Origin of the sequence: Hydrogenobacter sp. T-2 (assembly GCF_033971325.1) — a bacterium.
GTDB classification, from domain to species: Bacteria; Aquificota; Aquificia; order Aquificales; family Aquificaceae; genus Pampinifervens; species Pampinifervens diazotrophicum.
In genome coordinates, this window is sequence record NZ_CP117180.1 from 1,638,009 (window position 1) to 1,657,056 (window position 19,048).

General features: G+C 44.1%; 26 protein-coding genes, 2 tRNA genes and 1 CRISPR repeat array. Of the genes, 16 read left to right on the forward strand and 12 right to left on the reverse strand.

Annotation, left to right across the window (positions count from 1 at the left end):
* Positions 1-17 precede the first annotated feature (17 nt).
* The 3 genes from IAE16_RS09420 to IAE16_RS09430 all read right to left on the reverse strand — a co-directional run bounded on the left by IAE16_RS09420 (position 18) and on the right by IAE16_RS09430 (position 836).
* A tRNA-Asp gene (locus IAE16_RS09420) sits at positions 18-95 on the reverse strand.
* A gap of 19 nt (positions 96-114) precedes the next feature.
* On the reverse strand, positions 115-429 hold the full coding sequence (locus tag IAE16_RS09425; RefSeq protein ID WP_323700589.1) for a 4a-hydroxytetrahydrobiopterin dehydratase: 315 nt from the start codon (positions 427-429) through the stop codon (positions 115-117).
* On the reverse strand, positions 408-836 hold the full coding sequence (locus IAE16_RS09430; protein ID WP_323700590.1) for a Fur family transcriptional regulator: 429 nt from the start codon (positions 834-836) through the stop codon (positions 408-410). Before IAE16_RS09430 ends, IAE16_RS09425 begins: the two co-directional genes overlap by 22 nt.
* Positions 837-856: 20 nt before the next feature.
* Between IAE16_RS09430 and IAE16_RS09435 the strand changes: the two genes are divergently transcribed.
* Positions 857-1,234, forward strand: a complete 378-nt coding sequence (locus tag IAE16_RS09435; protein WP_323700591.1) for a DUF192 domain-containing protein — start codon at positions 857-859, stop codon at positions 1,232-1,234.
* On the opposite strand, the gene mraY is transcribed toward IAE16_RS09435, so the two are convergent.
* Positions 1,226-2,305, reverse strand: a complete 1,080-nt coding sequence (mraY, locus tag IAE16_RS09440; protein ID WP_323700592.1) for a phospho-N-acetylmuramoyl-pentapeptide-transferase — start codon at positions 2,303-2,305, stop codon at positions 1,226-1,228. The two genes, IAE16_RS09435 and mraY, sit on opposite strands and share 9 nt — an antisense overlap.
* A 1-nt stretch (position 2,306) precedes the next feature.
* A complete protein-coding gene (locus tag IAE16_RS09445; RefSeq protein WP_323700593.1) occupies positions 2,307-2,879 on the reverse strand; it encodes an RNA methyltransferase in 573 nt (190 codons plus the stop codon).
* A 17-nt stretch (positions 2,880-2,896) separates the two neighbouring features.
* Here IAE16_RS09445 and IAE16_RS09450 point away from each other — a divergent pair, with 17 nt between their 5' ends.
* Both IAE16_RS09450 and IAE16_RS09455 read left to right on the forward strand, forming a co-directional pair.
* Entirely contained in the window at positions 2,897-3,679 is a 783-nt protein-coding gene (locus IAE16_RS09450) for a glycosyltransferase family 9 protein (RefSeq protein WP_323700594.1), read from the forward strand.
* A 31-nt stretch (positions 3,680-3,710) separates the two neighbouring features.
* Positions 3,711-4,424 (forward strand): hypothetical protein, encoded by a 714-nt coding sequence (locus tag IAE16_RS09455; protein ID WP_323700595.1) that lies wholly within the window; start codon positions 3,711-3,713, stop codon positions 4,422-4,424.
* Here the strand turns inward: IAE16_RS09455 and IAE16_RS09460 are convergent.
* Genes IAE16_RS09460 through IAE16_RS09470 form a run of 3 tightly spaced genes read right to left on the reverse strand, consistent with a single transcriptional unit; the run spans position 4,418 to position 6,897 of the window.
* The gene (locus IAE16_RS09460; RefSeq protein ID WP_323700597.1) at positions 4,418-4,747 is read right to left on the reverse strand and encodes a YraN family protein; all 330 of its coding nucleotides are present in this window, start codon (positions 4,745-4,747) and stop codon (positions 4,418-4,420) included. The genes IAE16_RS09455 and IAE16_RS09460 overlap by 7 nt on opposite strands.
* Positions 4,725-5,669, reverse strand: coding sequence for a D-glycero-beta-D-manno-heptose-7-phosphate kinase (rfaE1, locus tag IAE16_RS09465; RefSeq protein WP_323700598.1), 945 nt, complete (start codon positions 5,667-5,669; stop codon positions 4,725-4,727). Before rfaE1 ends, IAE16_RS09460 begins: the two co-directional genes overlap by 23 nt.
* On the reverse strand, positions 5,659-6,897 hold the full coding sequence (locus tag IAE16_RS09470; RefSeq protein ID WP_323700599.1) for an aspartate kinase: 1,239 nt from the start codon (positions 6,895-6,897) through the stop codon (positions 5,659-5,661). Before IAE16_RS09470 ends, rfaE1 begins: the two co-directional genes overlap by 11 nt.
* A 150-nt stretch (positions 6,898-7,047) precedes the next feature.
* On the opposite strand from IAE16_RS09470, the gene sfsA reads away from it, so the two are divergent.
* Genes sfsA through IAE16_RS09485 form a run of 3 tightly spaced genes read left to right on the forward strand, consistent with a single transcriptional unit; the run spans position 7,048 to position 8,632 of the window.
* The gene (sfsA, locus tag IAE16_RS09475; RefSeq protein WP_323700600.1) at positions 7,048-7,692 is read left to right on the forward strand and encodes a DNA/RNA nuclease SfsA; all 645 of its coding nucleotides are present in this window, start codon (positions 7,048-7,050) and stop codon (positions 7,690-7,692) included.
* Positions 7,689-8,273: a nicotinamidase gene (locus tag IAE16_RS09480; RefSeq protein ID WP_323700601.1), complete on the forward strand. Its 585-nt coding sequence runs from the start codon at positions 7,689-7,691 to the stop codon at positions 8,271-8,273. The genes sfsA and IAE16_RS09480 overlap by 4 nt, the downstream gene beginning before the upstream one ends.
* The gene (locus IAE16_RS09485) at positions 8,270-8,632 is read left to right on the forward strand and encodes a hypothetical protein (RefSeq protein ID WP_323700602.1); all 363 of its coding nucleotides are present in this window, start codon (positions 8,270-8,272) and stop codon (positions 8,630-8,632) included. The genes IAE16_RS09480 and IAE16_RS09485 overlap by 4 nt, the downstream gene beginning before the upstream one ends.
* A gap of 2 nt (positions 8,633-8,634) precedes the next feature.
* On the opposite strand, the gene hpt is transcribed toward IAE16_RS09485, so the two are convergent.
* From hpt to IAE16_RS09500, 3 genes are read right to left on the reverse strand one after another with little or no spacing between them, the layout of a single operon-like run.
* Positions 8,635-9,159 (reverse strand): hypoxanthine phosphoribosyltransferase, encoded by a 525-nt coding sequence (gene hpt, locus IAE16_RS09490; protein ID WP_323700603.1) that lies wholly within the window; start codon positions 9,157-9,159, stop codon positions 8,635-8,637.
* Positions 9,119-9,595 (reverse strand): ribosomal protein S18-alanine N-acetyltransferase, encoded by a 477-nt coding sequence (rimI, locus tag IAE16_RS09495; protein ID WP_323700604.1) that lies wholly within the window; start codon positions 9,593-9,595, stop codon positions 9,119-9,121. Before rimI ends, hpt begins: the two co-directional genes overlap by 41 nt.
* The gene (locus IAE16_RS09500) at positions 9,592-9,960 is read right to left on the reverse strand and encodes a Gfo/Idh/MocA family oxidoreductase (RefSeq protein ID WP_323700605.1); all 369 of its coding nucleotides are present in this window, start codon (positions 9,958-9,960) and stop codon (positions 9,592-9,594) included. The genes rimI and IAE16_RS09500 overlap by 4 nt, the downstream gene beginning before the upstream one ends.
* Positions 9,961-10,005: 45 nt before the next feature.
* Between IAE16_RS09500 and prfB the strand changes: the two genes are divergently transcribed.
* From prfB to IAE16_RS09540, 8 genes are all read left to right on the forward strand, one after another.
* A complete protein-coding gene (prfB, locus tag IAE16_RS09505) occupies positions 10,006-11,121 on the forward strand; it encodes a peptide chain release factor 2 (protein ID WP_323700606.1) in 1,116 nt (371 codons plus the stop codon).
* The gene (locus tag IAE16_RS09510) at positions 11,085-12,191 is read left to right on the forward strand and encodes a 4Fe-4S dicluster domain-containing protein (RefSeq protein ID WP_323700607.1); all 1,107 of its coding nucleotides are present in this window, start codon (positions 11,085-11,087) and stop codon (positions 12,189-12,191) included. Before prfB ends, IAE16_RS09510 begins: the two co-directional genes overlap by 37 nt.
* A complete protein-coding gene (locus IAE16_RS09515; protein ID WP_323700608.1) occupies positions 12,178-12,978 on the forward strand; it encodes an FAD/NAD(P)-binding protein in 801 nt (266 codons plus the stop codon). The genes IAE16_RS09510 and IAE16_RS09515 overlap by 14 nt, the downstream gene beginning before the upstream one ends.
* Positions 12,975-13,718 (forward strand): NADH-quinone oxidoreductase subunit B family protein, encoded by a 744-nt coding sequence (locus IAE16_RS09520; protein WP_323700609.1) that lies wholly within the window; start codon positions 12,975-12,977, stop codon positions 13,716-13,718. Before IAE16_RS09515 ends, IAE16_RS09520 begins: the two co-directional genes overlap by 4 nt.
* Complete coding sequence (locus tag IAE16_RS09525; protein WP_323700610.1) at positions 13,715-15,004, forward strand: Ni/Fe hydrogenase subunit alpha; 1,290 nt, start codon at positions 13,715-13,717, stop codon at positions 15,002-15,004. Before IAE16_RS09520 ends, IAE16_RS09525 begins: the two co-directional genes overlap by 4 nt.
* Positions 14,979-15,662 carry a biotin--[acetyl-CoA-carboxylase] ligase gene (locus IAE16_RS09530; protein WP_323700611.1) on the forward strand — a complete coding sequence of 228 codons (684 nt, stop codon included), beginning with the start codon at positions 14,979-14,981 and terminating at the stop codon, positions 15,660-15,662. The genes IAE16_RS09525 and IAE16_RS09530 overlap by 26 nt, the downstream gene beginning before the upstream one ends.
* 16 nt (positions 15,663-15,678) lie before the next feature.
* Complete coding sequence (gene hisG / locus IAE16_RS09535) at positions 15,679-16,302, forward strand: ATP phosphoribosyltransferase (RefSeq protein WP_323700612.1); 624 nt, start codon at positions 15,679-15,681, stop codon at positions 16,300-16,302.
* Positions 16,303-16,321: 19 nt separating this feature from the next.
* Positions 16,322-16,614: a CRISPR direct-repeat array (repeat unit 29 nt; unit sequence GTTTCAACTCCACACGGTGGATTAGCAAC).
* A gap of 233 nt (positions 16,615-16,847) precedes the next feature.
* Positions 16,848-17,060 carry a chromosome segregation protein SMC gene (locus IAE16_RS09540; RefSeq protein WP_323700613.1) on the forward strand — a complete coding sequence of 71 codons (213 nt, stop codon included), beginning with the start codon at positions 16,848-16,850 and terminating at the stop codon, positions 17,058-17,060.
* A 101-nt stretch (positions 17,061-17,161) separates the two neighbouring features.
* On the opposite strand, the gene IAE16_RS09545 is transcribed toward IAE16_RS09540, so the two are convergent.
* Positions 17,162-17,806 (reverse strand): hypothetical protein, encoded by a 645-nt coding sequence (locus IAE16_RS09545; RefSeq protein ID WP_323700614.1) that lies wholly within the window; start codon positions 17,804-17,806, stop codon positions 17,162-17,164.
* Positions 17,807-17,866: 60 nt separating this feature from the next.
* Between IAE16_RS09545 and IAE16_RS09550 the strand changes: the two genes are divergently transcribed.
* Complete coding sequence (locus IAE16_RS09550) at positions 17,867-18,934, forward strand: bis-aminopropyl spermidine synthase family protein (RefSeq protein ID WP_323700615.1); 1,068 nt, start codon at positions 17,867-17,869, stop codon at positions 18,932-18,934.
* A gap of 38 nt (positions 18,935-18,972) precedes the next feature.
* Positions 18,973-19,048 (forward strand) — tRNA-Glu (locus IAE16_RS09555).

Sequence of the window (19,048 nt, forward strand, 5' to 3'; positions counted from 1 at the left end):
ATGACTTTTTACAAGAGTGGCGGAGCCGACGGGATTTGAACCCGCGCCCTTCGGCTTGACAGGCCGACGTTCTGACCGGGCTGAACTACGGCTCCTTTAGAGAGTTATATTATATCACCTTTTGAGTAAAAGTGAAGAGATTTTTTCTATCTCTTTGGCAAGCTCAAAGTCTCTGTCTGTTACACCATTGGCTTCGTGGGTGGTTAGCTTGACCCTCAGCTTCTTAAAGCTCACCTCTGCGTCTGGATGATGCCAGTGGGCTTCCGCAAGGCTTGCAATAGCGTTGAAGAGAAAGACCGTTTCCTTCCAGTTCTTGGTTTCAAAGTCTTTTAATATGTATCCCTTTTCATAACGCCAGAGTGGAAGTTCTTTGAGTTTTTCTTCAATCTCTTGTTGTGAGTAAACTCTCAGTTCTCTCTCGCCTGACATTTAGGGCATACTCCGTATATGTGTAGGGAATACTTGTGAACTCTGTAGCCTTCCATGTATGCGGGTGGTGTCCAATCTATGCAAAACTCCACATCTCTTATGGCTCCACACTGGGTGCATATAAGGTGATGATGGTCGCTTACATTAGCGTCATATCTTACAGAACCACCCCAATACGCAACCTTTTTCACGAACCCGAGCTCTTCCAAGGTTTCTACAGTTCTGTATACGGTAGCAAGAGACACAAAGGGATACTTCTTCTTTATCTCGTTGTATATCTCCTCAACTGTGGGGTGGTCATCCCTGCTTAGTAATACTTCATAAACTGCCACCCTTTGGGGCGTAATCTTTAGCCCCATGTTTTTGCACGCCTCTATAAACTCTTGAAGTTTCTCTTCCTTAAGCATGGTTATATAATATAAACCAGATGCTAATAATTTTCAATATCATCCTGTTCCTTTTAGTCTCTCTTTCTCAGGGGCAAGTGCGTGAATGCAGGCTTCTTGTGGCGGACACACCAGAAAAACATGAAAGAGGGCTCATGCATATAAGGTCTCTTGTAGGTTATGACGGAATGGTTTTTCTTTACAAGGACAGAGCCATAAGGCATTTCTGGAACAAAAACACCTATCTTGAGCTTTATGTTTACTGGATTGACCGAGATAAACTGGTAGGCAAGTCCTATTTACCTCCTGAGGAGAAGGCAGGCCCGGTCATAGTGTCTTCTCCAAAGCCTGTGGATACGGTGGTGGAGCTTCTAAAGGGAAGAACCTGCACCTACAAAAACATATTGCTATCACCTTAGTTTGAGAGTGGCAAGGGCGAGAATACCCAAAAGGAGAGACACAATCCACATCCTTACCACGATCTTTGGCTCTGGAACTCCAGAGAGCTCAAGATGATGATGAAAAGGAGCCATCTTAAAGAGCCTTTTGCCTTTTGTGAGCTTAAAGTAGACAACCTGAAGTATAACAGAAAGAGTCTCAAGGACAAAAATACCCCCTGCAATAGGAAGTAAAAGCTCGGACTTGGACACTAAGGCCATCACACCAAGCCCAGCACCCAAAGCCAAAGCTCCCACATCTCCCATAAAAAGTTGAGCTGGAAAGGCATTAAACCACAAAAAGCCAAGCCCTGCACCTAATATGGCAAAGCATAAAACTGTAAGGTCTCCTGCGTAGGGAACATAGGGAATATTCAGATAGTTGGCAATGTCCATATGACCTACCGCATAGGCTATTATACCCACACTTGCAGCGGTAGTCATCACAGGACCTATAGCAAGACCATCAAGCCCGTCTGTAAGGTTTACTGCGTTAGAAGTGGCAACTATAACCAGCATACCGAAGGGAATGTATAAGAACCCAAGGTCTATCTGAAGATTTTTGAATAGAGGAAAGTATAGCTTTGTGTCAACGCCACTGTATAGGTATATAAGGGTTGATGTCAGCCCAGCAACAAGAACCTGTGCCAAGAATTTTTGCTTGGCGGATATGCCTTTTTTGTTCCTTAGCTTAACAAAGTCGTCCCAGAAGCCTATTAGAGCAAAACCCAGTATACAAAAAGCGATAACCCAAAAATAGATAAGGTCAAGCCTCATAAGAAGCAAAGAAGTCAAAAGAACAGAAAGGACTATGATAATGCCACCCATAGTGGGAACATATTTTTTTACAAGATGCCCCTCTGGCGTGTATTCTCTTATGTAGCCCTTGAATAGCCTTTGAATGGCTTTCATCTTTCTCATAAAGATAGGTGTTAGGATAAGGGTAATGGAAAAGGCAATAAAGACTGCCAAAAAGGAACGAAAGGTTATGTATTTAAACACATTGAAGGCAAAGAGGTAATCTCTTAGATATAAGGCTATGTGGTAAAGCATCTCAGCACCTGTTTCTACTCAAAAGTCTATCAAGTATTATAGCTACTGCGTTTCTCACCGATAAATGGTTCCAATCTCCTGCACCATATACGGGTTCAAGGATGTAGTCAAAGGTATTCATAAGAGACGGTGGGATGCCATAACCCGTGCCAAAAACTATAAGAAAATCCTTCTCTCTTTTGTGAATTTCCTCTGAAAGCCAGCGATAAGAAACTGTATTAGTATAGGTTCTTGCATCCGTGCCTACTATTATAGGTCTTCTGCCCCTTTGTGCTTGCAGGTCTTCAAGGACTTCGTCAAAGGTATAACACAGCTTTACCATTTTTACCACTTCATTTCTTGTAGGGTTAGTCCTTAGACCTTCTTGTGAGAGCCAATATTCAATCTGCTTTTTTATTATGTATCTTTGACCGTCCACAGGTTGAACTATGTAGTAGGTGTTTATCTCGTATGCCCTTGCGGGGCGAGCTATATCATGAAGGTCCATGGTGGTGAAGGAAGTAATAATCGTCCTACCCTCTCTGTCCATTGCAGGATAGTGAAGAAGTGCTATAAATACGTTGTGGTTTATCATAAATTCCTTATTATAGCATGTGGGTTTTGTATCGCCGTGGTGGTCTTGGAGATACCCTTTTAACCTTTCCTATCCTTGAGCTTCTAAAAAGGTCTGGAAGAAAGGTCTGGGTGGTAGGAAACACGGACTACTTCGTTATTGCCAAAGAGGTAGGTTGGGCGGATATGGTAAGTTCGGAAATGCCAAAGACTGAGTTTAAAGGAAAGATTTTGATATCCTATGAGGGAAATGTGAAACCTTTTCCAGAAAAGAGAATGTGGATAGTGGAGCACTACCTTCAGAGCTTGTCCTTAAGAGGAGAGTTTTCAAAGGTTTTGCCTCTTGAGCCTGCAGAGAAAAGCCCCCTCAAAGGTTGTGCGGTGCTTCACCCCTCAAGTGGTTCATGGAAGAAAAACCCATCCCTTGAGCTTTTTTTCAGGATTGAGCATTTCCTAAAAAAGGAAGGCTACAAAACCATCTATCTCATAGGTGAAGCGGATAGCTGGCTAAAGGACCATATAAAAAGCTACTTTGAGAGCTACTCACCCCTTGAGATAGCAAAGGCACTAAGGGCTGCTCTGTTTTTTGTAGGTCTTGACAGCGGACTTTCTCATCTCGCCAGCTATTGTGGAATCCCTACCTTTATCTTTTATGGTCCTACAGACCCTATTGTCTGGAAACCTATAGGAGAAAGAATTTTCCAAATAAGCCTTGAGCTTCCCTGTAGTCCATGTTTTCCAGAAGTTTGCGAAGAAAGAAGCTGTTTCCACGCAAAAGCACTTTTTGCTAAGTTTCTGAGAACCTTTAATGCTTTAAGTTGACTTTCTCAAGACATGGTTATATGATTTATCTATGACCTTTGAGCTTGTTATAGGAATAATAACCGTAGTCGGTGCGGTAGTGGGAGTGGGCGTTTTTCTTATGATGCACATAGACAAGAGGCTTGATGACTTTGCGTCAAAACTTTTAGAGATTAAGGAAGATGTAAGGCTTTTAAGACAAGAGCTAAATGACCACAAAATTGATACCACGAGAAGGTTTGAGGAGGTAAAAGGGGACATAAGACTTTTAAGACAGGAGCTGAATGAACATAAAGCAGATACCGCAAGAAGGTTTGAAGAAGTAAAGGAAGACATAAAACTTTTAAGACAAGAACTGAACGAACATAAGCTGGAAACCGCAAGAAGGTTTGAAGAGGTAAGGGAAGACATAAAATTTGTAAAGGCGGAAGCGGATAAGAAGTTTGAACTTCTGAGACAAGAACTCAACGAATACAAAACCGATACTGCAAGAAGATTTGAGGAGGTAAGGGAAGACATAAAACTTCTAAGACAGGAACTGAATGAGCATAAAGCCGATACAGCAAGAAAGTTTGAAGAAGTAAAGGAAGAACTAAGGGACTTGAGGCAGGAAACAAGGTCGCTTAGAAATGAGTTTTCCTTCAAGATCGAAGAGCAAAGGCAGGAAGTAAGAGAGCTCAAGGCAGATATAAGGGAAGTAAGGCAGGTTCTCTTTAGAGTCCTTGATGTCCCTTATACTGGAGGTAAAGAAGAAGGGCATCAATAGAGCTCCACACCCTTTATATGTTCAATTTCTCCATTCCTTATAACTATCACATCAAGCCTGTAGTCTTCCGATGGATATTTATGGAGATAGTGTTCTATGCATCTAAGTAGTCTCTCCATCTTTTTTCTATCCACTCTCTCCGCTGGGTCTCCAAAGTCTGTGGTTTTACCTCCTTTTACCTCTACAAAGACTACCGTATCACCATCAAGGGCAATAATGTCTATTTCACCAACCCTGCAGTGGTAGTTTCTGTGAATAACCTTGTAGCCTATGCCTTCAAGGTATTTTACCGCAAGCTCTTCAAACTCTGCACCCTTCCTCAAGGCTTTGGAGTATCTCCTCTGGCTTTACCACTGCAGTGCCAAGCTTTCCTACCACTATACCAGCACAGAGGTTGGCAAGCTCGCAGGCACTATCCCAGTCCACACCCGCAAGGGCACAGGCGGTAAGCACCGCAATCACAGTATCGCCTGCACCAGAGACGTCGTAAACCTGTTTAGCCTTTGCAGGAAAAACCTTAAATTCCTTTTCAAAGAGAGCCATACCCCTCGCACCGAGGGTTATAACAAGGGTCTCAAGCCTTAGCTCCCTCTTTAGTCCCCAGCCAAGTCTCTGAAGGCTTTCCTCAGAAAACATACTCCTCGCTTCCTTTTCGTTGGGCGTCATTAAGTTTGCTCCTATGTAGAGCCTTTTGTTTTGAGGTCTTGGGTCAACAGAGAAGAATACTCCTTTCTCTTTGACTCTATCCATAACATCCCTGCAAACCACCCCCTTAGCGTAATCGGATACCACTATGCCATCCACATTTAAGTCCATCTTTTGAAGAACTTCTTCAAGAGGTCTGCCTTCAAGAGGTTTTCTGCTTTCGCTGTCTATCCTCAAAAGTTGTTGAGAAAGGGCTACTATGCGCGCCTTTTCTGTGGTAGGTCTTTGTGGGTCTTCCACAAGCAAGTCTTCTACGCTTGCTTCTTTTAGCAGTCCTTTTATTATGTGCCTTCCGTAGTCTTGTCCCACCACGCCAAGTAGGTAAGTTTTTACACCAAGACTTGCCAAGTTATTGGCTACGTTTCCCGCACCACCCAACCTAAATTCTTCCCTCTGGACTTCCACCACTGGCACTGGAGCTTCTGGAGATATTCTTTCCACCTTTCCGAAGACATATCTGTCAAGTATCACGTCCCCCACCACAAGTATCTTTAAACTTTTGAACCTCTCAAGGATCTCTCTGACCCTTTCAGGGCTCATTGACCACCTTTACTTCTTCGCCCTCTTCTATGAACGCCTGATGTAGCTCCCTAACTGCTAACTCTCCGTATTTGTCCTCTATAAGGCAGGATATCTTTATCTCAGAGGTAGATATAGCCATTATGTTTATACCGTTTTTGTAGAGAACTTCAAACATCTTTGCAGCGGTCCCATATGAACTCCTCATGCCTATGCCTACCACAGAGACCTTTGCTATTCTGTCATCTCTGACCACTTCCTTTGCTCCTATGCTTTGGGCAACCTTTCTGACTATCTCTTCCGCCTTTGGTGCATCTGACTTGTTTACCGTAAAGGACATATCCGTATAACCTTCGTGAGATACATTTTGCACAATCATATCTACCACTATATGTGCATCACCAAGGGCTTTGAATATGCTGTAGGCTATGCCCGGTTTGTCTGGCACACGCACCACGGTTATTCTTGACTCGTTTCTTTCAAGGGTTATGGCTCTTACTACGCTTTTCTCCATTACTTCCTCCTCTGGGACTATCCATGTCCCTTCGCTGTCAATAAAAGAACTTCTTACATGTATCCTTACACCATACTTCATAGCAAATTCTATACTCCTTGCCTGCATAACCTTTGCGCCCAAGGATGCCATCTCAAGCATCTCTTCATAAGATATGACGGGTATCTTTTTGGCATTTGGCACTATCCTTGGGTCTGCGGTAAAAACTCCCTCCACGTCCGTAAATATTTCACAGTCCGCGCCAAGAGCATAGGCAAGTGCAACCGCAGAGAGGTCTGAACCACCTCTACCAAGAGTGGTTATCTCCCAATCTTCTGTCACACCCTGAAAGCCAGCTACCACAGGCGCGTAGCCTTCTTGAAGTAGGTTTTTTAGCCTCTGGACACCTATTTTCTGTATCCTTGCCTTTGTGTGAATCTTGTCGGTAATTATCGGCACTTGCCAACCACAAAGGCTTACCGCAGGGACGCCTAATTTCTGCAAGGTCATGGCAAAGAGGGCTATAGCCTGCTGTTCGCCTGTGGATATTAGCATATCAACTTCACGCTCAGAAGGCATAGCTTCCACCTGCTTTGCGAGGTTTATGAGCCTGTCCGTTTCCCCAGCCATGGCAGAGGAGACCACTACCACCTTGTAGCCCTCCCTTAACTTTTCAACCACCCTTTTTGCAGAGTTGTATATCCTTTCAAGGCTTCCTACAGAAGTTCCACCAAATTTGACTACCAAGATTTTCATCCATACTATTTTATACTACCCCTTGACAAAGAGAAAAATTTTCGTATAATAATACCTATACAGATAAAGAAGTTAGGGGAAGTTAGAAACTCCCTCCCCCTCCCTCCCCTAATTGTTTTGCCCCACCGCCCGGTGGGGCCTTTCTAAAAAATGAGGTTTCCGGAGCTTAAGAAAGCAAAGTTTATAAAAAGGCTTAACAGGTTTGTGGGTCTTGTGTCTCTTGAAGATAAGGTCCACAGTGCCTATATAAGAAACACGGGAAGACTAAGGGAGCTTTTGTCAGAAGGCAACGAGGTTTACGTGGCAAAGAGAGAAAGTGGAAAACATCCCTTTGAGATAGTGCTCGCAAGGATGGGTCAAAACCTTGTATGCATAGATTCTCATATAACTCCCAAGCTGTATGCGGAGTATGTGAACCTGCCCTTGTCCTTTGAGCCTCGCTTTGACAACAAGAGGTTTGACCTTTTGGTGGAAGGAAGACCCGTTGAGGTAAAGTCGGTAAACCTTGTAGAGGGAGAAACCGCACTTTTCCCAGATGCTCCCACGAAAAGAGGAAAAGAGCACATAGAAAAGCTCATAGAACTATCAAAGGAAGGCTACAAGCCACTCGTGGTCTTTGTAGTCCAAAGAGAAGATGCAAGAGTATTCTCCCCAAACTGGAGGGTGGACCCAGAATTTTCTAAAGCACTACTGGACTACTTTCAACTTGGACTTGAAATAAGAGCCTACAAGTGCACAGTAAGCCTTGAAGAGATTAAATTAAAAGAGGAGATACCCGTGGAGGTTTTGCCATGAAGATAAGGCTGACTGTCAAGGATGCCCTCATTGTGGTAGATATGCAAAGAGACTTTATGCCAGGGGGTGCTCTACCAGTGCAGGAAGGAGACAAGATAGTCCCAAGACTTAACCAATACATAAGGCTGTTTTTTGAAAGAGGTCTGCCCGTGTTTTTTACGAGGGATTGGCATCCCCCAAACCATATATCCTTCAAAGACCAAGGAGGAGTTTGGCCCCCACATTGCGTCCAAGACACAGAAGGTGCAAAGTTTCACCCAGACCTATACATACCTCCAGACAATCGCTTTATAATCTCAAAGGGAACAAGCAAAGACTTTGATGCCTACTCTGGCTTTCAGGGAACAATGCTGGACCAACTTTTAAAGGAAAGAGGTATAAGGAGGGTCTTTGTGGGTGGTGTTGCCACAGACTATTGTGTGAAAAACACGGTGCTTGGTGCCATAAACCTGGGATATGAGGCATTTTTGCTACTTGATGGTATAAAGGGTGTGGATGTAAAACAGGGAGACTCCGAAAGGGCTATAGAAGATATGCTTGGTGCGGGTGCGATAGGTGTGGAGTATGAAGAAGTAAGATGATAAGATGGAAAAAGATGGGAGTATTAATACTCACAAATCTTTCCTGTGTTCCTGCCATAGACTACGAAAAGGCACAACCATATCCAATATATATAAGGGAAACAAAAATAGAGGACTTGGTTTTCAAATCGGGAGATATCAGGAAAAAGGCTACTTTTGTGGTTATAAATAGCACGAAGCATAACTGTCAACTTATATGTGTTGAATATGGAGCTGGTGGAAGAAAAATAGAAAAAACCTGCACCAAAATAGGAAACTACCCTCCTTCCAAATCCTTAACTATTACAGCATTCGCACCGAAGATAAACCCTCCATATTCAGCGTGGTGTTATACCAATGTGGTTCCCCTGAATAGGTAAAACTACTCTACCGCATATATGCCTCTTAGGTTTCTTCCCTCTTCGTCCCAATCAAGCCCATAACCTACAAGGAAGAGGTTTGGCACTTCAAAGCCCACAAAGTCTGCGTTGAAGTTTACTTTTCTTCTTTCCTTCTTATCAAGCAAAACACAGGTTTTTATCTCCCTTGCTCCTTTTAGTTCCAAAAGCCTGTAGACCTCTGCAAGAGTGTAGCCCGTGTCTAATATATCATCCACGAGTAAAACCCTTAGACCCTCTATATCTCTGTCTAAGTCTTTGACCACCTTTACATGACCTTGACTTTCCTGCATAGAGCCATAGCTGGAGACCCACATAAAGTCCACCTGCACGGGGATATCAAAAGCCCTAATGAGGTCTGCGGTAAAGACAAAAGCACCCTTTAAAAGACCCACCACCAAAAAGGGTTCACCAAAATAGTCTTGTATCTCCTTGGCAAGCCCTTTTATCCTGTTGGCTATCTCCTCTTCACTTACCAACAGCCTCAGAGGTCTTCCCTTTATTTTCATCTTTTACCTCCAACTCAAGCACCATTTGAAGGGCGTTTTCACCGTCAGAGTAATACTTTTTCCTTTCTGAAACTATTTTAAAACCCAAAGACTGATAAAGTCTGATAGCCCTTATGTTAGACCGTCTCACATCCAGCAAAAAACGCTCCGCTTTTCCACTAAGGTAGTCTATAAGAAAACCCATAAGCCTTTTGCCGTAGCCTCTGCCCCATCGGTCTTTCCTTATAGCTATGGACATTAGAGTGGCATCCTCAAAGATTTTCCACACAACCGCATAGCCTACTATTTTTCCGTCCTCCTCAAGCACAAACTTATAGGAATGTTTAAGTTCAAACTCTCTCTCAAAAGCCTTTCTGCTCCATGCGTCAGAATTAAAACACTCTTGATTTATACTCAGCACTTCCTCTATGTCTTCTGATTTCATCTCCCTTATCATCTGGTATACTCTTTTGCACCCTCCGTTATAAGGCTCCATATAAGGTAAGCAACGGGCTCTGGAACTATAACCGTCTTTTTGTTTCCAGTTTTTACTAGTACTTCATGAAGGTCGCTTTTTACTACCGCATCACCCGTAAGCTCAAAGAGCACATCGATACTATCTTCAAGGGACTCCAACATACTCCTTGCATCTCTGAAGTAGGCTATGCCCTTCTCCTTGGCAAGTTTTACGCTCTGTAGGTCTTCTTTTGGCTCTGCCACCGCTATAACCCTTACATTGTCTGACCGCACACTCAAAAGGGCATCAAGAAACTGACTTCCTACCCTTCCAAGACCTGCTATGGCTACACTTATCCTCCGCATTTTTTACCTCCACAAAGGCTTCATTTGAGATTATATTAAATTCTTATGATAGCGGAGACAAAAGAAAAGTTGGAAGAGCTAAAGGCGAAGTTTGAGGACTTAAAATCTACCTTGGACCCTCAAGTCTTGAAAGAGGAGTTAGAAGCAATAGATAAAAAAATGGCTAACGCAGATTTCTGGGAAGATACCGAAGGGGCAAAGAGCCTTACTCAAAGAAGAAGGTGGCTTGAGGAGAACATAAGGGAGCTTGAAGAAATACAAAAGGTCCTCCAAGACGTGGAGGAAATACTCCAGATTACACCAGAAGAAGACTTAGAAACTCTCCAGATGCTAAGGGAGGAGTTAGAGAGGATAGAAAAGCCCATAAGGGACTTGGAGATAAAGGCTTTTCTCTCCGATGAGATGGATTCAAAGAACGCTTACCTGACAATTCAAGCAGGTGCTGGTGGCACGGAAGCCTGCGATTGGGCGAATATGCTACTCCGAATGTATAAACGCTGGGCGGAAAGGCATGGCTACGAGGTTGAAGTGATAGATATAAACCCAGACGATGTGGCGGGAATAAAAAGTGCAACTCTTCTAATAAAAGGTCCATACGCCTACGGATACCTCAAAGGTGAGCACGGGGTCCATAGGCTTGTGAGGATATCTCCCTTTGATGCTAACGCAAGAAGACACACATCCTTCGCCAGCGTGAGCGTAACTCCACAGATAGATGAGACTATAAACATAGAGATAAGGGAAGAGGATATTGAGATGGAAACCTTCAGAGCAAGTGGTGCGGGAGGTCAATATGTAAACAAGACAGACACTGCGGTGAGGCTCAGGCACAAGCCAACAGGCATAGTGGTATCCTGCCAGCAAGAGAGGTCTCAGCTCCAGAACAGGCTGAAAGCCCTTGAGCTTCTCAAGGCTAAGCTCTACCAGCTTGAACTTCAAAAACTTGAGGAAAAAAAGAAAGCCCTTGAGGGTGAAAAAACAGACATAGGCTGGGGCTATCAGATAAGGTCCTATATATTCCAACCCTACCAGCTTGTGAAGGACCTTAGAACTGGTCTTGAGATAGGCAATGTCTCGGAGGTAATGGAGGGCGACATAGACCCCTTTATAGAGGAGTATCTCAGATGGAAGGCAAAGGAAAAGGCAGGAGCTACCTCTTAAGCCTTGAGGGGATTAGGGAGCTATTTGAAGCATTAAAGGATGGCTACATAGTCTTGGCTCCTAAGCTAAGGGATGGGCTTATTGCCCTCTCTGAGGTCCAGAGCCTTGAGGAGCTACCTCTTGGCTATAGGAACATAGAAGCACCTGGCTTTTGCGTGATAGAAAAGGTAGAGGGCTACTTTACCTACACGCACCCTTATAACTCCTTTAAAAGTTTTTTACATCCCACGGAGCTTCCGCTCATTAGAGTGAGGAAAGAAAGAGAAGATTTGAATTTTCAAACCCTTGTGCCAGAGGAAAAGGCTATGTGCCTCTTTGATATAAGAGCCTGTGATTTATCTGCTCTTAAAGTGCTTGACACAGTCTTTCTTTACAAAAACCCCCATCCTGACCCCTATTATGCAAGTTTGAGAGAGGGTCTTTTCGTGCTTGCGGTAAACTGTTCTTATGCCACTTCAACCTGTTTTTGCACCACTATGGAGACGGGTCCAGAGGTAAAAGAAGGATACGACCTGCTTATCACGGAGCTTTCTGAAGGCTTTTTAACAGAGGTAGGCTCAGAGAAGGGTAAAAGGATAATAGAAAAGGTAAAGGATAAAAGAGAGGCGGAAGGTAAGCATTTTGAAGAGAAGAGAAAGATACTTGAAAAAACAGAGCTTACGATGAAGAGGGCTTTTCAGACGGAAGGTCTCACAAAAAGGCTATATGAAAGAATGGATGCGAAATACTGGGAGCATATAGAAAAACGCTGTGTTGCCTGCACCTCTTGCACTCAAGCGTGCCCTACCTGTTTTTGCTTTGATATCATTGAAAGAAACAACCTTGAGTTAGAGGAAAGTCTAAGGGTAAGGGTCTGGGACTCTTGCTTTTCACCCTCTTTTGCCACAGTCCACCGCTTCAATCTAAGACAGAGCGTCCACTCAAGATACAGACAGTGGCTCATGCATAAGTTTGCCTATTGGGTAGGCCAGTTTGACTGTTTTGGTTGTGTGGGTTGTGGAAGGTGCATAACATGGTGTCCAGTAGGTATAGACATAAGGGAGGAGGTAAGAAGAATTGCCTACGCTTGAGAACCCCTACCTTTTGAAGGCAGGAAGGGTGGAGAAAGTGATAAAGGAGTGTGATGGAGTTTATACCTTTCATGTAAGGACTCAAGAGCCTGCCTATCCAGGGCAGTATAACATGCTATACGCCTTTGGTGTGGGAGAAGCACCTATCACAATAGCCAGCATGGAAGAAGGCTACATAGTCCACACAGTGAGAGCGGTGGGTGATGTAACAAGACATATAGACCAGCTAAGGGAAGGAGACTACCTCTATTGGAGGGGTCCATATGGCAATCGCTGGGAGATAGAAAGGGCTTATAACAAGACCCTCCTTATAATCTCGGGAGGTCTTGGTCTTGCAGCAACAAGATGGGTCTTTGAAGAGGCTCTCAACAAACCCATTAAGAGACTTGTTCATCTTTACGGTTCAAAGGACTACGATAGCCTTCTTTACAGATACCTTTATGAAAACTGGAGCTCAAAGGTGGAGTTTTACATAACCCTCGGCAAACCAGACCCAAGATGGAAGGGAAGGGTAGGTCTTATAACGGAAATATTGAAGGACTTGGAGCTTGACAAGGACACGGTGGTTTTTGCCTGCGGACCGGACCCTATGGTAAAGGCTTGCGTGAAGATTCTTGAGGAAAAGGGTTTGCTTCTGGAAAACCTTTACGCGTCTTTGGAAAGACATATGAAATGTTCTGTTGGAACCTGTGGACACTGCATGATAGGTCCATACTTTGTTTGCAAGGATGGTCCCATATTCCGGTATGACCTCATAAGAGAATACTTTGAGAGGAAAGAGGTATGAGGGTAGGTGTTTTCAAGTTTTCTTCCTGCGATGGCTGTCAGCTCGCCTTTTTTGAGCTTGAGGAGGAACTCTTAAGGCTTTCTGAAAGGCTTGAGATACAATACTTCCTTGAAGCATCCTCTAAGAACACATGGGACTACTTTGACCTTGCCTTCGTGGAAGGCTCCATATCCACCCCAGAGGAGGAGGAAAGGATAAGGAGGATAAGAGAGAGCTCAAGGTCTCTTGTAGCCATAGGTGCTTGTGCGGTTTCTGGAGGCATTCAATCCGCAAGGAACTTTGAAAACTTTTCAGAGGTATACTTTTCAGTGTATTCTGGAAGATACGAAGTGAACCCCCTTTCAAAACCTCTCTCTGACTTTGTAAAGGTAGACTTGGAAATAAGAGGTTGTCCCATAAACAAGGAAGCCTTAAGGGAAGTGCTTATAGCCCTTCTGCAAGGCAAAAGCCCACAACTCCCATCTTATCCTGTTTGTTTGGAGTGCAAAAGGAAGGGTAATCCCTGCGTGGTGGTAGCCAAAGGGCTCATCTGTCTTGGACCAATAACCGTGGCGGGTTGTGGAGCTCTCTGTCCCACTTTTGAAAGAGGTTGTTATGGCTGTTATGGTCCTGTGGAGAAACCAAACCTGCAAGCACTCCTTGAAGGCTACAGTAGGCTAAGGGTATCTCAAGAACTTCTAAAGGAGCTTTTGAGGATTTCCTTCAATGGTTACAATAAAAGCATAAGGGAATGGCTATGAAGGTTCAGATAGAAGCCCTCACAAGGGTAGAGGGAGAAGGTAGCCTTGAGGTGTTTTTAAGGGATGGAAAACCAGAAAGTCTAAGGCTTTCAATATACGAGCCACCAAGGTTCATAGAAGGTATACTCAAAGGAAAGCCTTACCAAGTTATACCAGACATTACCGCACGCATATGTGGAATATGCCCCATCGCTTATCAGATGAGCGGTGCTCAGGCTATAGAGGACGCCTTCTGCGTCAAAATACCAGAAGATATAGAAGAAATTAGAAGGCTAATGTATTTTGGAGAGTGGGTTCAGAGCCACGCATTGCACGTATTTTTCCTACATCTTCCCGATTTTTTCAACGTCCCATCAATTATTGAGCTTTCCAAAATAGACAAGGGTCTTGTGCTTGCAGGGATGGAGATAAAAAGGGCAGGGAGCCTTATAATCCAAGCTCTCGGAGGAAGAACTTCTCATCCAGTTTCTGTTGTCCCAGGTGGCTTTAGTGCTCTTCCCGAGAGCCTTTCGGAGCTAAAGGAGACCCTTGAAAAGGCTCTTGAAAAAGCTCTATGGACTGTGGAAAAACTAAAGGCTCTTACTTTTCCAGACTTTGAACTCAAGGAGGTTTTATTTGTCTCTCTCATAGAGGAGGATTATCCAATACTTAAGGGAGATATCTATCTTGAAGGCGTAAGGGTTAGTCCAAGAGAGTTCAAGAGTGTCTTTGTAGAGTTTGAAGTCCCCTATTCCACCGCCAAGCATGCCATGACAAAGGATGGAAGGGTTTACTTGGTAGGTCCTATAGCTCGTTTTAACAACGCCTTTGAAAAGCTCTCACCACTTGCCATAGAGACCGCTCATAAACTAAGCCTTGAACCCATGGTAAAAAACCCCCACAAAGGCATTTTTGTAAGAATTGTAGAGATAGTCCATGCCCTTGAAAGGTCTATTCGGATAGTGAAGGACTACAAAAAGCCACAAAAAAGTAAAGTTGAAGTGGTCCCAAAGAGCTCTACTGGTTATGGAGTATCAGAGGCACCAAGAGGCATACTCTGGCATTCCTATTCCTTTGACAGTGAAGGCAGGATACTAAGTGCGGACATAATCCCGCCTACCTCTCAAAACCAAAGAGCCATAGAGCTTTCCCTTTGGGAGCTTATAAAGGACAGGGAAAATCTCAAGGAGGATTGGCTTAGAGACCATGCGGAGCCTGTGATAAGGAGCTTTGACCCCTGTATCTCTTGTGCTACGCACTTTCTTAAGGTAAGCCTCAAAGATGCTGAGAAGTTTACTTTGGCTTGAGGAGGTCTCTTCCACGCAAGAAGTAGCAAAAAGGGTCTCTGTGGGCACTGTGGTGGTTGCAAACAGGCAAACTTCTGGTCGTGGAAGGCTTGGAAGACACTGGCACTCTCCAGAGGGTGGGCTGTATTTTAGCTTTTCTATTCCAGCAGGCATAAAAGACGAGGCTACTTTACCTCTTGTGATAGCTCACTCGGTGGCTTCTTACCTAAAAGCTCTTGGCTTTATGCCTGCCATAAAGTGGGTCAATGACCTTTATGTGGGTGGGAAGAAGGTCTGTGGCGTTCTCACAGAAAGGCTAAGGGACAGGATAGTTATAGGTGTGGGAATTAATCTCAACCAAGAGAGCTTTCCAAAGGACCTTGAAGCCATATCTCTTAGAATGCTTAGTGGTAAGACCTTTAATAAGGTTAGTTTCCTTCTGGAGCTTTTAGGGTTTATTGAGAGGGACATAGAAAAGCTCAATGCCTTTGGCTTTGTTGCCTTCAAACAAGCCATAGAAGACAGGCTACTTTTCAAGGATAGTGAGGTCATACTTTACACTCCAGAGCCAGTGGTTGGCATTTTAAAGGGCATCTCTGAGGAGGGAAGCCTGCTTTTGCTAACTCAAGAAGGTCTCAAGTCTTTTAGTGTAGGAGACCTTACCCTTAGGGCTTTGTGATGTTATACTTTAAGCCATGCTAAAGATTGCTCTACCAAAGGGCAGGCTCTTTGAAGAAAGCCTTGAGCTTTTTCTCAAAAAGGGAATAATACAAGAGGGCTTTGAAGAGGGAAGAAGGCTAAGCGTAAGGGTTGGAGACTATGAGTTTCTCCTTGTGAAACCCTTTGATGTGCCTGTTTATGTAGAAAACGGCGTAGCGGACCTTGGAGTGGTTGGCAGAGATGTCCTACTTGAGAAAAAACCAGACCTGTATGTGCTTTTTGACCTTGGAATAGGCTTTTGTAGGATAGTGGTGGCGGGCAAGGAAGAAAACAGAGAAAAATACCTCAAGAGCTCCTACATAAAGGTTGCCACCAAATACCCTCGCATAACTCAAGAATTTTTTTCAGAAAAGGGCATAAAGTGTAAGGTTATACCCTTGAGCGGTTCTGTGGAGCTTGCACCCCTCATTGGACTTTCTGACTTTATTGTGGACTTGGTGCAAACAGGAAGGACTTTGAGGGAAAACAACCTTGTGGTAATAGAAGAGATAACCACCTCTACCGCCATGCTCGTTTGCAACAGGGCAAGCTATAGAAATAAAAAGGCAGAGGTTTTGAAGGTTCTTGAGAGGTTTGTGTGTTTGAGTTCTACACGGTAAATAGGCAACTTAGAGAGGTGTTTCAACTCCACACGGTGGATTAGCAACTGAGGAAGGTGAGGCTGTATATAGGTTATTATTCTGGTTTCAACTCCACACGGTGGATTAGCAACATTCTGTTTATCTGTCTGTTAGCATTAGCCCATGATGAGTTTCAACTCCACACGGTGGATTAGCAACTGAGGAAGGTGAGGCTGTATATAAGTTATTATTCTGGTTTCAACTCCACACGGTGGATTAGCAACAGGATCTTTATGAGCAGACCAGGGACGTTAAAGGTCCCGTTTCAACTCCACACGGTGGATTAGCAACCTCAACTCACCACATAAAGAATAATAAGACATATCAAGCATTTTGTCAAGGGGGCACCCCTCTCAAGTGAAGGTGGTTTGCCAGAAGTGTCAGGTCCTGCAAGGTTGAGTGTGGTATTGTCAAATTTAAACCATTGAGAGACAAGGCTTTGAGGCATATGTCATCAAAACATCAAAGCATCACTACATCTTTATGCTAAAACATAAAAGCATAAGGGCATTAAAATATAAGCTATGAGAGGTAAGCAGAGGAAAAGGCAAAAGTTTAAGAGAACCACTATATCTCTACCCTATGACCTCTGGGAAAGCCTGCGTATAGAGAGCATAAAAAGGAATATCTCAATGGGAGAGCTAATAGCCAAAAAGTTAAAGGAGTTGGAAAAACTCAAAGAAAAGACCGCCATAATGGAAGTTGACGAGGAGAGACTTCTCAAGCCTCTTGAGTGAATACTACCCCCTTAACTTCAAAGACCAAAAACCCTATTCAACTGCCAAGATGTCATGGAAGCACAGGCTTCCAAAAACCTATGAAAGGGATTATACACCATTTATTCACATTCCGCAAGTGGGTAGCTAAAGGGTGGTAAATTTACCTCTCCATAGGGTGTCCTAAGGGGGTTTTCAAGGAGCTTTTCTATGAGGTTTAGCTTTTCCTCAAGGCTCTCAATAGGCATGCCATATATCTTTGCCAGCTCCTCAAGCTCTGGTGCTTTTCCAAGTCTTTTGGCTATCTCCCTTGCGATAACATAGGCTTTTTGGTCTACCTCTGGATAGATGTCCTTTATGTAGGTTAACAGGTCAGAGGAGTAAACCACCACTCTGTGAACCCTTGCCATTGCTTGAACCATCTGCTCCACCGTGGTCTGCTCGTAGGTGTTCCTTTGTCCCTCTATGCTTAGACCTGCTATGAGTTTACCATTTGTCTCTTGGGCGTGGTATATGCAATAGGTTTGTGGAACTTCTTCCCAGCCATGCTCCATGGCTACACTAAGGAAAGCTCCCATCGCCTCCTCTCTGCTTTGGAATATATGCAGGAGTTTGTCAAAGTCCTCATCCCTTATGCTTGCCACGAGGAGAGTGCAATCACCTATGGGTAGCTTTTCAAAGGTTGGAGATATCTCCTGCCAGTCTGAAAAGGGCTCAAGGCTTGCTGGGTCTTGTGGTAAGTTTCTAAAGAGTTTTTGCACTTTCATAATAGCCTCCGTGTTGTGGTATAATTATACAGCTTAAACTCTTGGAATGGAGGTGGTATATTGAGCATCCTTGTGGAGCTTGCCAGTAGGGCAAGGGAATTGGGTGGTGTTAGGGTTTACAAAAAGAACATAGAGCGTGTGCTTTCCGCACTTCTCAAAAGTGGAGACTTTTGGGAAATAGTGGATATGTCCGACCTGCCTGTGCCTGCAGCCTCTGGCATAATAAAGACCTTGGTGGAAAAGGGTATAGCCTTTATAGATGACGAGGAAAACATAAGGCTCACTCAAAAGGGTTTTGACTTGGTGAGAGACCTTGGCATAGAGCCATATGTGGAATATGTGTGCCAAGCCTGTGAGGGCAGAGGCATTCCCTTTTATGTGGACATAGAGTTTTATAGAGAGTTTCTTCAAATTACAAAGGACAGACCCAATGCCATAAGGGACTACGACCAAGGCTCTGTCACGCCAGAGACCACGGTGGCAAGGGTGCTCTTTATGGACTCTAGAGGCGACCTAAGAAACAAGGATATTCTTGTCTTGGGTGCAGAGGATGACCTTACTGGTCTGGCGGTAGCCCTCTCAAGGAAGGCTCGCAGTGTTCTGGTTATAGACATAGATAAGAGATTAATTGACTTTGACAACAGGATTTTCAAAGAGCTTGGCATAGATAATGCAGAGGCAAGGGTCTGGGACTTGAGAAACCCATTCCCTCAAGAAATATTGGGGCACTATGATGTTTTTGTCTCAGATCCACCAGAGACCTTGCCTGCCTTTAGAGCTTTTATAGGTAGAGGCATAGCAACCCTTAGAGAGGATGGTGGTGTAGGCTATTTTGGTCTAACTCTTAGAGACTCTTCTGTTTTTCGTTGGAGAGACTTCCAAGTAGCTTTGACCACAGAGTTTGGCGTAGCCATAACGGATATAGTCCAAGACTTTAACGCCTACATAACTTGGGACTACCATGCGGAGACAAAAGCGGCAGAGGTTGCCCCAGTAAAAAGACAGCCTAAGGGAGTATGGTATAGGTCTGCGTGGTATAGAGTGGAGGCACTTCCTGGCTTCAAAAGGTGGAACGAGCCCATATCTGATGATGTCTTTTATCTTGATGAAGAGGGTTCAACCACTTGACATGAAAGGGATGCTTTGCTATAATTTATAAAGGTTTAGCCCCCATCGTCTAGCCCGGTCCAGGACACCGCCCTTTCAAGGCGGAGATCGCGGGTTCGAATCCCGCTGGGGGTG

Bases quoted from the DNA above. Each gene is read 5' to 3' on its own strand.
- IAE16_RS09425 (WP_323700589.1), bottom strand. From the start codon at position 429: ATGTCAGGCGAGAGAGAACTGAGAGTTTACTCACAACAAGAGATTGAA.
- IAE16_RS09430 (WP_323700590.1), bottom strand. From the start codon at position 836: ATGCTTAAGGAAGAGAAACTTCAAGAGTTTATAGAGGCGTGCAAAAAC.
- IAE16_RS09435 (WP_323700591.1), top strand. From the start codon at position 857: ATGCTAATAATTTTCAATATCATCCTGTTCCTTTTAGTCTCTCTTTCT.
- mraY (WP_323700592.1), bottom strand. From the start codon at position 2,305: ATGCTTTACCACATAGCCTTATATCTAAGAGATTACCTCTTTGCCTTC.
- IAE16_RS09445 (WP_323700593.1), bottom strand. From the start codon at position 2,879: ATGATAAACCACAACGTATTTATAGCACTTCTTCACTATCCTGCAATG.
- IAE16_RS09450 (WP_323700594.1), top strand. From the start codon at position 2,897: ATGTGGGTTTTGTATCGCCGTGGTGGTCTTGGAGATACCCTTTTAACC.
- IAE16_RS09455 (WP_323700595.1), top strand. From the start codon at position 3,711: ATGACCTTTGAGCTTGTTATAGGAATAATAACCGTAGTCGGTGCGGTA.
- rfaE1 (WP_323700598.1), bottom strand. From the start codon at position 5,669: ATGAGCCCTGAAAGGGTCAGAGAGATCCTTGAGAGGTTCAAAAGTTTA.
- IAE16_RS09470 (WP_323700599.1), bottom strand. From the start codon at position 6,897: ATGAAAATCTTGGTAGTCAAATTTGGTGGAACTTCTGTAGGAAGCCTT.
- sfsA (WP_323700600.1), top strand. From the start codon at position 7,048: ATGAGGTTTCCGGAGCTTAAGAAAGCAAAGTTTATAAAAAGGCTTAAC.
- IAE16_RS09480 (WP_323700601.1), top strand. From the start codon at position 7,689: ATGAAGATAAGGCTGACTGTCAAGGATGCCCTCATTGTGGTAGATATG.
- IAE16_RS09485 (WP_323700602.1), top strand. From the start codon at position 8,270: ATGATAAGATGGAAAAAGATGGGAGTATTAATACTCACAAATCTTTCC.
- hpt (WP_323700603.1), bottom strand. From the start codon at position 9,159: ATGAAAATAAAGGGAAGACCTCTGAGGCTGTTGGTAAGTGAAGAGGAG.
- rimI (WP_323700604.1), bottom strand. From the start codon at position 9,595: ATGATAAGGGAGATGAAATCAGAAGACATAGAGGAAGTGCTGAGTATA.
- IAE16_RS09500 (WP_323700605.1), bottom strand. From the start codon at position 9,960: ATGCGGAGGATAAGTGTAGCCATAGCAGGTCTTGGAAGGGTAGGAAGT.
- prfB (WP_323700606.1), top strand. From the start codon at position 10,006: ATGATAGCGGAGACAAAAGAAAAGTTGGAAGAGCTAAAGGCGAAGTTT.
- IAE16_RS09510 (WP_323700607.1), top strand. From the start codon at position 11,085: ATGGAAGGCAAAGGAAAAGGCAGGAGCTACCTCTTAAGCCTTGAGGGG.
- IAE16_RS09520 (WP_323700609.1), top strand. From the start codon at position 12,975: ATGAGGGTAGGTGTTTTCAAGTTTTCTTCCTGCGATGGCTGTCAGCTC.
- IAE16_RS09525 (WP_323700610.1), top strand. From the start codon at position 13,715: ATGAAGGTTCAGATAGAAGCCCTCACAAGGGTAGAGGGAGAAGGTAGC.
- IAE16_RS09530 (WP_323700611.1), top strand. From the start codon at position 14,979: ATGCTGAGAAGTTTACTTTGGCTTGAGGAGGTCTCTTCCACGCAAGAA.
- hisG (WP_323700612.1), top strand. From the start codon at position 15,679: ATGCTAAAGATTGCTCTACCAAAGGGCAGGCTCTTTGAAGAAAGCCTT.
- IAE16_RS09540 (WP_323700613.1), top strand. From the start codon at position 16,848: ATGAGAGGTAAGCAGAGGAAAAGGCAAAAGTTTAAGAGAACCACTATA.
- IAE16_RS09545 (WP_323700614.1), bottom strand. From the start codon at position 17,806: ATGAAAGTGCAAAAACTCTTTAGAAACTTACCACAAGACCCAGCAAGC.